We start from the raw sequence: 8,112 nt of genomic DNA, 5'->3' as shown, positions 1-8,112 counted from the left end.
GCCTTAATCCCGCTCTTCGTTTCCTTCCTTCCCTCCGCCTTTCCGCCGCCCCTGTGCCTGGGAGGTTTAACTGGGCGTCTCGCCACTTCTTCCTCCGAACGACGGCGGTGGTCCCGCCGCCCAACGTGTGCGCCGTGAACGGGGCGGATCAGGCGACCGGCGAGCGGCGGTCGGTGACGAGCTCCATGCGAGCGCCCTCGAGAGCGCGGGCGAGCTCACCGCCCTTCGGTGCGGAGGTTTCCGTACCGGCGGGGTCGTCCAGGAGTGTCGTCAGCTCGGCCACCTGGCCGGGGTCCGTGAGCCCGAGGGACACCGCCGGGTCGCCGGCGTCGAGACCGCCTCGCACGTCGACCAGCCGGACCACGACGTCGTCGCGCTGGAAGATCGTGCTGCACAGGACCGGGCTGCGCGGATCGTCCGCGGCCGCCTCGTCGCGGTCGGCGAGCAGCTGGGCCAGCCGCATGCCGCGGCCCGGCCGGGCCGGGTACGACAAGGCGTGCCGCCGCGCCGCCGGGTCCTCCTCCCCCGCGGTCACATGGTGGACGGCGGGCAGCGCCGCCCGTGTGTAGAACACCCGGGCGGACTCCGGGTCGCCGAGGTCCCGGTCCTGCTCCAGGAACGGGTTGATGGCCTCCTCGACGGCCCGCACCTCGGGCTGCTCGGCCACGTGCCGCAGGGCCGCGAGCAGGTCGCCGCGCACCTCGATGGCCCGCACCACCCGGTTGCCGTGCAGGAACAGGGAGGTGCGGCACAGCCGTGTGGTGTCGTCGACCCGCGGCTCGGGCGAGGCGTAGTCGGCGAGGATCTTGCCGACCGCGTCCTCGCTGCCCGGCTTCACCGTGAAGGTGAGCGCGTGCCGGATCACGCCGTCACCGATCCGGGGCGACGTCTGGAGCCCGCCCCGGGCGGTCCCGTCACCCGTCGCGGGGTGGTTCGTCTCGCGGACGACGTGGAAGCGCAGCGACCTGGTGTCCCGGACGCAGCTGTGCAGCGGCTTCACCATCCGCACGTGCTCTTCGCTGCTCACCCAGTTCAGGAAGGGCGGGGCGCTCTCCCACTCGCTGGTGATGAGCCACTGGGAGGGGTTCTCGATGGACTGGCACAGCTGCTCGCCGAGGTGCCCGGGAACGGACTCGACGTGGCTGCGCAGTTGCTCGTACGTCTCGAGGAACTGCTGCTGTGCTCCGTCGTAGACCTCCACCAGCAGGACGACCCGGAGTCTGGAGCCGTCGAACACCGACTGGGAGACATGGTGCGACACCTGTCGCGTCAGCGGTTCGGAAGCAGGGGTGGATGTGGTGGTCATCCTGCGCACATCTCCTTCGCGGGGGCGGAACTGAACATCGGCCGCGGTGATACGACGCCGGCGTGCCTCGATCCTGTGCCCGGCCCCGCGGGCGCGCGACTCGTATGCACTGCCCGGGTGACCGGGCGGCACGGGGTGGCGGGTGCGGCGGGTGCGGCACTCAGGTGAGGTGCGCGAAGACCACCAGGTTGTCCGTGTAGTCCTTGGCCTTCCGGTCGTAGTCGCCCGCGCAGGTGATGAGCCGTACCTCGGCCCGGTCCCCGTCGCCGTACACGCGCTTGCTGGGGAAGTCGTCCTTGTCGAAGGTCTCCACGCCGTCGACCACGAACGACGCCTTCCGTCCGTCGGCTCTCTCGACGTGGAAGACGTCGCCCTCCTCCAGTTGGCCGAGACGGGCGAAGACGGCCGGCGACGTCTTGGTGTCCACGTGCCCGGCGATGATCGAGGTGCCCTCCTCCCCGGGGGAGGCGCCCTTGGCGTACCAGCCGACGAGGTTGGTGTCGTCGGGCGGCGGGGCCTGGAGCTGTCCGTTCGCACCGATGGCGAGGTCGGTGAAGGGGGCGTCGACGGAGATCTCCGGGATGTGCAGGCGTACCGGCTTCGACCGTGGCAGATCCGTCTCCGGCTCGCCGACGGCGGACGGGGCCGACGCGCCGGGCTGGGGGGCGAGCGGTGGGCCGGAGGAGTCGGCCGAGGTGTCGTTGCCGCCGATCAGGCTCACCGCCAGGACCAGGAGGGCCACGGCGCACAGCAGCGTCAGACCCGAGCGGGACCCGGTCGGCGCCGGCTCGTCGTCGGCGGGGGAAGGGGGGACTGCCATCGAGGACCACCTCACTGGGTCACGGGCGGACGGGGTGGGGGCAGCGAGCCGGGCCGCCGCGCGGTGCCTGGGCGGCGGCCCGACTGCTATCGCGCCCGGCACGGCTCAGGCCGTTCCGTGAGCCGACTTCCTGCGTCGGACGGCGTACAGACCGGTCCCGGCGACGGCCAGGACGGCCAGTCCGCCCGCGGTCGTGGTCGGCGCGTCCAGCCCGCCGCCTCCGGTGTGCATGCCGCCGCGCGGCTTCTCGTGCTCGCCGCCGCCCCAGGACTTCTCACCCTCGTCCTGCTTGTAGGTTTCCGAGCCCTGCTTGGAGCCGCCGCCCTCCCAGTCGCCCTCGTTCACCGCGGTCAGGGCGCCACCGCCCGTGTGCATGCCGCCGCGCGGCTTCTCGTGCTCGCCGCCGCCCCGGGACTTCTCACCCTCGTCCTGCTTGTGGGTCTCCGACTCCTGCTTGGAGCCGCCCTCCCAGTCGCCCTCGTTCACCGCGGTCAGGGCACCGCCACCCGTGTGCATTCCGCCGCGCGGCTCCTCGTGCTTGCCTCCGTTGTCGTGCTCCTTGCTGTAGGAAGAGTCGTCGTGGTCCCAGTCGCCTCCGACCGCCGCGTAGGCGCCGGGGGCACCGAGGACGAGGACGGCCGAGGCCGCCGCTGTGGTCAGGAGCATGTGAGCAGAACGCATCTGAGGTTCCTTCCGTCACGACCGGGCAGCTGGTGCTTCGTCAGCTGAGGTGACCCGGCCCCGACGTGAATTACCGTCAGCCAGTCGTCCCTCTCGCACCACTCAAGGCGCTCAGCCGGGTGACGGCCCGCCCGGCGCGGGAGCCCTCACACTCCCCCGGCCACCGACCGGTGGACTGCGGGTACGACCGGACATCTCTGTCCGTCAACATCCCTTGTTTGGACGGTAGTCGACGCCGACGGCCCGGGGGCGGCGGGCCACCGTGTCGGCGTGGCCGGCCGGGCGCGGCCGGAGGAGCGGAACCGCGGAGCGGGTGTCGATCTCCGCCCGTTCGGGTGCCCCGGACGGGCGAGCCGCCGCACCGCGCCCACTGACTTCCGGTCGCGGACTTCCGGTCGCGGGTCGGGGTTACCTGGATCGGACGAGTACGGGGAGCAGGGCGGGCACGTGAAAGCGGCGCCGCCACCCCCTCCTCCTAGCCGCCGCCCCCTCCCTCTATTCGTCCGGGTCGACGTGTGTCGGGTCCAGCACCTCGGGCTGCTGGCGGCGTGAGCCGGGAGCGGCCCGGTCCGGGGTGGCCTCGCTGTGCGCGGACTGGGGCGGTGGCGGCGGTGCGGTGTCCCCGGGGGCGCCGACGCCGGCGGCGGGCAGGCGCAGGGCGAGCAGGGCGACGTCGTCGCCGCGGGGTGTGATGCGGTCGAGCAGCTCGTCGCAGTACTCGTCGATGCTCCGCCCCTCCAGCCTGCGGGCCAGGACACCGGCGTGGTGGCGGAGCTTGGCCATGCCGAGGTCGATCGGGCGGTCTCGGCTCTCCACCAGACCGTCGGTGTAGAGCAGGAGGATGCTCTCCGGCGGGAGTTCCTCGCGCGCGTCGGGCCAGCCGAGGCCGAGGCGCAGGGTGGCGCTCATGCCGATGAGCGGGCCGTGTCCGTCCTCCAGGAAGCGGGTCTCCCCCTCCCGCGTGATCAGCAGGGGCGGCGGATGTCCGGCGTTGACCCAGTGGAACTCCCAGGGGCCTCCTTCGGGGCCTTCGACGCGGGCGAAGACGAGCGTGGCCATGGGGGCGTCGCTGGTGTTGGTCACGGCCTCGTCGAGGCGTCGCATGATCACGCTCGGCGGCTCCTGGTGGTCCCAGGCCAGGGCACGCAGCATGTTGCGGACCTCGGCCATGTGGGCGGCGGCCTGCAGGTCGTGCCCGACCACGTCCCCGATGACCAGGGCCATGACGCCGTCGGCGAGCAGAAGGGCGTCGTACCAGTCCCCGCCGACCTCCATGGCGCTCTCGGCGGGCCAGTACCGGGCCGCCATGCGCAGGTGGTCGACCTGCGGGAGAGGTGTCAGCAGCTGGCGTTGCATGGTCTCGGCGACGTTCTGCTGCTCGTGGTAGAGCCGGGCGTTGTCGAGGACCAGTCCGACGCGGCGGCCGATGTCGGCCAACAGGGCGACCTCGGCCTCGGTATGGGCGGGGCGGTCTCCCGCGCTTGCCACGGTCAGGGTCCCGTACGACCGTTGCCTGGTGCGGAGCGGGACGACGACGGCCGCGTGTCCGCCGAGCCGTTCGAACAGCACCCGGTGGGTGGCGGCGAGGGGGTTGCGCGGGTCGTTCAGCAGGTCCTCGGCGCTCAGCGGGGCGGGGCGGTCACTGTTGATCAGCCGGGTCAGTGCGGCGCGGGCCTGGTCCGGCAGCGAGGTCATCGGCCCTCGCAGCCGTCCCGCACGGTGCGGGTGGGTGCTGCTGCGCACGGCGACCCGCTCCAGGACGTCCGACTGTCCCTGGTAGACGTCGACCGCGGCCCACTGGCCCAGCTCCGGCACCAGCAGCCGCAGGAGACGGCGGATCGTGGTGGAGGCCCGCTCGGTGGGGATCAGTACCGTGGAGATCTCGGCCACCAGATGGAGCTGGGTGGTGAGTGCTTCCAGGGCGGCGGTGCGCGCCTCCCTCTCCTCCGCGGCGCTGCGGTGCAGGCTGAAATCGTGGAAGACGAGCACCAGCCCCTCCCGTCGACCGTCCCTGACCAGCGGGGTGGCCGTCCAGAGGATCGGTACCGTGGTGCCGTCCGCCCGTTGGAAGAACTCCTCGCTTCCCTCCTCGGAGGACGCCGCGTGCAGGGGGCCGAGCAGTGCGCACCGTTCGCGCGGCACGGGGCTGCCGTCGGCGTGCCGGTGCAGGAGGTCGTGCGAGTCGTGTCCGACCATGTCCCCCGCCGACCGCCCCAGCAGTTGCTCGGCCCAGGGGTTCGCCGAGGTGATCCGGCCGGACGGGTCCAGGGTGAGGACGCCGGTACCGAGAGCGTGCAGGACCGCTCGGGCGAAGTCGGGCGCCGGGGCACCGTCCGCTCCCTCGTCCCCTGGCTCGTCGCCCTCCCGGTGGCCCGCCCAGCGTGATGTCACGACCCTCACAGCCTTCCGATGCCGTCCATCCCGCCAGGTTCCCTCAGTGGACGGGGATGAACCGCTCCGGAGAGCCGAAGGAGGGAGGGCGGGTAGGCTCCCGGTGCTGATCATGTACCTGGAGGGTTGCGTGCGGACGAAGACCACGACCACGGCGTCGACCGTACTCACCTGTCTGCTGGCCGGGACCCTCGTGGCAGGGTGCGGCAGCGGTGACTCCGGCGGGAACCGGTCCGCCGACGACATGCTCGAGGACGCCAACGCCGCGATGCGGGCGCTGAAGTCCGTGCGGGTCGACTCGACCAGCACCGCGGCGAAGGGCGGTACGGTCACCGTCCGGCTCGTGACCGACCTCGAGGACCGGTGCACCGCCAAGAGCACGTTCTCCCAGGGCGGCACCCTCGACCAGATCCGGATAGGCGGGACCGACTACGTCCGTCCCGACCGTGCCTACCTGGAGAACTGGAAGCCCGGTGGCGTCACCAGCGAGCAGCGGCTGTGGATCAAGAAGCCCGCCGACGCGGCACAGCCCGGTGACGGGCTCTCCTCCTGCACCCGCCCCTTCGAGTCCTTCGGCACGGCGAAGAAGGGGAGGACCACCCGCGTCGCCGGCCGGGAGGCGGTCGAACTGACCGTGACCGACAAGGCGGACAAGGCGGACAAGGCGGACAAGGGCGGAACATACACCTTCTACGTCGCGACGGACGGCAAGCCGTACCTGCTCAAGGCGGTCTACAAGGGCGCCGAGTACGACACCGCCACGTCCTTCGCCGACTTCGACGCGCCGCTGGACATCCGGCCGCCGAAGCCGGCCGAGGTGATCGACGGGGAAGAGGTGACGCCGTGAGTGGCTCCGGGCTGCGAACCGATCGCCTCCTGCTCCGCGAGTGGCGGGCGTCCGATCTGGCCCCGTGGGCGGCCATGAACGCCGACCCGGTGGTCCGTGAGTACTTCCCCGGGGTGCTGACCCGGGAGCAGAGCGAGGCGTCCGCGGCCCGTTTCCAGGCCGACCTGGAGCGGCGGGGCTGGGGATGGTGGGCGGTGGAGGTCGCCGCCACCGGTGAGTTCATCGGCTTCACCGGGCTCGATCCCGTGGAGGACGGCATGCCGTTCACCGGCGTGGAGGCCGGCTGGCGTCTGGCCCGTCCGGCCTGGGGGCACGGTTACGCCACCGAGGCCGCGCAGGCCGTGGTGACCCACGCCTTCGCGGTACTGGACCTGTCGGAGGTCCTCGCGGTGACGACTGCCACCAACCTCCGCTCGCAGGCGGTGATGCGCCGCCTCGGCATGACCCGTGACCCGGCCGACGACTTCGACGACCCGGATGTGCCCGAAGGGCCGCTGCGCCCCAGCGTGGTCTACCGGCTCCGGGCCGGGGACCGGCGCCCCGCCGTCCGGTAGGGGCTCCGGGGGATACGTACGGCGCGGCGCGTCACGTACGGCGGCGCTGCCATCGTCCCGTCGGACTCGGTACGGGCGGCCACCGCCGTGCCGTTCACGCGTCGGCGAGTCTCACCGCGGCCATCATGCGCTTGCCGACCGGTTCCCGGTGCACCTCGAAGCTCTGGCAGACGGCCATCACTATCTCCAGCCCGTGCCGGCCGATACGGCCCGGGTCCGCCGCCTCGGCCACCGGCAGCACCGGATCGCTGTCCCACACCGTGACCTCCACCCGGTCCTCGGCCAGCTCCAGATCGACCAGTGAGGGGCCGGGCGCGTATTTGCAGGCGTTCGTCAGCAACTCGCTGACCACCAGCTGCACCAGGTCCGTCGCACGGTCGGACACCGGGGAACCTTGCGCCGCCCGCACCCGCGCCAGGAACCTCCGAGCCAGCTCACGGCCCCGGGCGATGTCGCCGGGCATGCCCTCGTACTCTGCCGATACCCTGACCAGCTCATTTCTCAACTGGTCCCCGTTCTGGGCAGCCCCGTCCATCCGATCCGCCCTCTTCCTGAGCCTTGACCGTTACGCCAGCCGTCTACCCCCAAAATCCGGGAACACCGGAGAACAACCGGTCCGATCAGCGGAAGTCCGAGGTCCTGCCACTCAGTCGCCCGTCGGGCGCAGGACGAGGCAGAGGAAGCCCAGCGCGTCCCGGTAGACCCGCAGCCATCCGTCACGGTGAGTGGTGGCCGCTTCGAGTGCTTGCGCACTGTCCGGATCGGTGGGGTGGTCAAGGGCCCATGAGGCCAGCGACCCGGTCCAGGACCACTCGTAGTCGTCGAGTTCGCTCCGGGTGCTGACGTGCCCGCCGACGGGCGTCCAGCCGTCCGCGACGACCCGGTCCAACGTGGTCGGCAGATCGGTGAGGTCCCCGAACATGTCGATGGCCTCGGCGGACGGCTCACCCTCCCAGAAGCCGTCTCCGACCAGGACGCGTCCCCCTGGCGCCAGGTGCTCGCGCGCGGCCGCGAGGGTGGCGAGCAGGCCGCCGAAGGCGTGCGTGGCGCCGACGCACAGGACGAGGTCGAACCGGTGCGGGGTAGCGAATCGTGCGGCGTCCTGACGGTGCAGGACCAGGCGGTCCCGCACGCCGAGCCGCTCCGCCGCCTCTCGGGCGTGTGCGAGCGATATCTCGGAGATGTCGACGCCCTCGGCCGTGAGCCCCGGATGTCCGGCGAGGGCGCGCAGCAGCCACTCTCCGCCTCCGCAGCCCAGGTCGAGGACGCGCGCGTCGCCATGTGGGACACCTCGTGCCAGGAGTCGGCGTACCGAGTCGTCGTCGAGCGGGGCCGCGATCGGGTGATCGGCATGGGCGAGTCTGGAGATCTTCTGTCGGTCCACCGGCGGAGCCTGACACAGCCGCCCCGACATCGCACCGATTTCGGAGCGGCTCACGGGGCGGCGCGCGAGTCCGGGCGTCATGCGGTGCCGAGCCAGGCTTCGACGCCGAAGGCGAGTACTCCGTGTGGT

General features: G+C 72.0%; 8 protein-coding genes. 2 read left to right on the top strand and 6 right to left on the bottom strand.

All coding sequences use genetic code 11. The features are described 5' to 3' along the window. Window positions 1-148: 148 nt before the first annotated feature. The 4 genes from ACFCZF_RS04130 to ACFCZF_RS04115 form a co-directional block, all read right to left on the bottom strand. A complete protein-coding gene (locus ACFCZF_RS04130) occupies window positions 149-1,306 on the bottom strand; it encodes a SchA/CurD-like domain-containing protein (RefSeq protein WP_376670304.1) in 1,158 nt (385 codons plus the stop codon). 160 nt (window positions 1,307-1,466) lie between these two features. Beyond that, a complete protein-coding gene (locus tag ACFCZF_RS04125; RefSeq protein WP_375918128.1) occupies window positions 1,467-2,126 on the bottom strand; it encodes a class F sortase in 660 nt (219 codons plus the stop codon). Between the two features lie 105 nt (window positions 2,127-2,231). Beyond that, entirely contained in the window at window positions 2,232-2,807 is a 576-nt protein-coding gene (locus ACFCZF_RS04120) for a hypothetical protein (RefSeq protein WP_375918126.1), read from the bottom strand. A gap of 495 nt (window positions 2,808-3,302) precedes the next feature. Then, a complete protein-coding gene (locus ACFCZF_RS04115; RefSeq protein WP_376670303.1) occupies window positions 3,303-5,198 on the bottom strand; it encodes a SpoIIE family protein phosphatase in 1,896 nt (631 codons plus the stop codon). A 130-nt stretch (window positions 5,199-5,328) separates the two neighbouring features. On the opposite strand from ACFCZF_RS04115, the gene ACFCZF_RS04110 reads away from it, so the two are divergent. Further along, window positions 5,329-6,045, top strand: a complete 717-nt coding sequence (locus ACFCZF_RS04110; RefSeq protein ID WP_376670302.1) for a hypothetical protein — start codon at window positions 5,329-5,331, stop codon at window positions 6,043-6,045. Then, window positions 6,042-6,599, top strand: coding sequence for a GNAT family N-acetyltransferase (locus ACFCZF_RS04105; RefSeq protein WP_376670301.1), 558 nt, complete (start codon window positions 6,042-6,044; stop codon window positions 6,597-6,599). Before ACFCZF_RS04110 ends, ACFCZF_RS04105 begins: the two co-directional genes overlap by 4 nt. 94 nt (window positions 6,600-6,693) lie before the next feature. Here the strand turns inward: ACFCZF_RS04105 and ACFCZF_RS04100 are convergent, their stop codons facing one another. Further along, window positions 6,694-7,134 carry an ATP-binding protein gene (locus ACFCZF_RS04100; RefSeq protein WP_376670300.1) on the bottom strand — a complete coding sequence of 147 codons (441 nt, stop codon included), beginning with the start codon at window positions 7,132-7,134 and terminating at the stop codon, window positions 6,694-6,696. 111 nt (window positions 7,135-7,245) lie between these two features. Continuing rightward, window positions 7,246-7,983 carry an SAM-dependent methyltransferase gene (locus ACFCZF_RS04095; protein WP_376670299.1) on the bottom strand — a complete coding sequence of 246 codons (738 nt, stop codon included), beginning with the start codon at window positions 7,981-7,983 and terminating at the stop codon, window positions 7,246-7,248. Window positions 7,984-8,112 lie beyond the last annotated feature (129 nt).

Source organism: Streptomyces sp. NPDC056296 (assembly GCF_042268605.1).
GTDB lineage: Bacteria > Actinomycetota > Actinomycetes > Streptomycetales > Streptomycetaceae > Streptomyces.
This window is presented reverse-complemented; position numbering and strand designations above follow the sequence as displayed.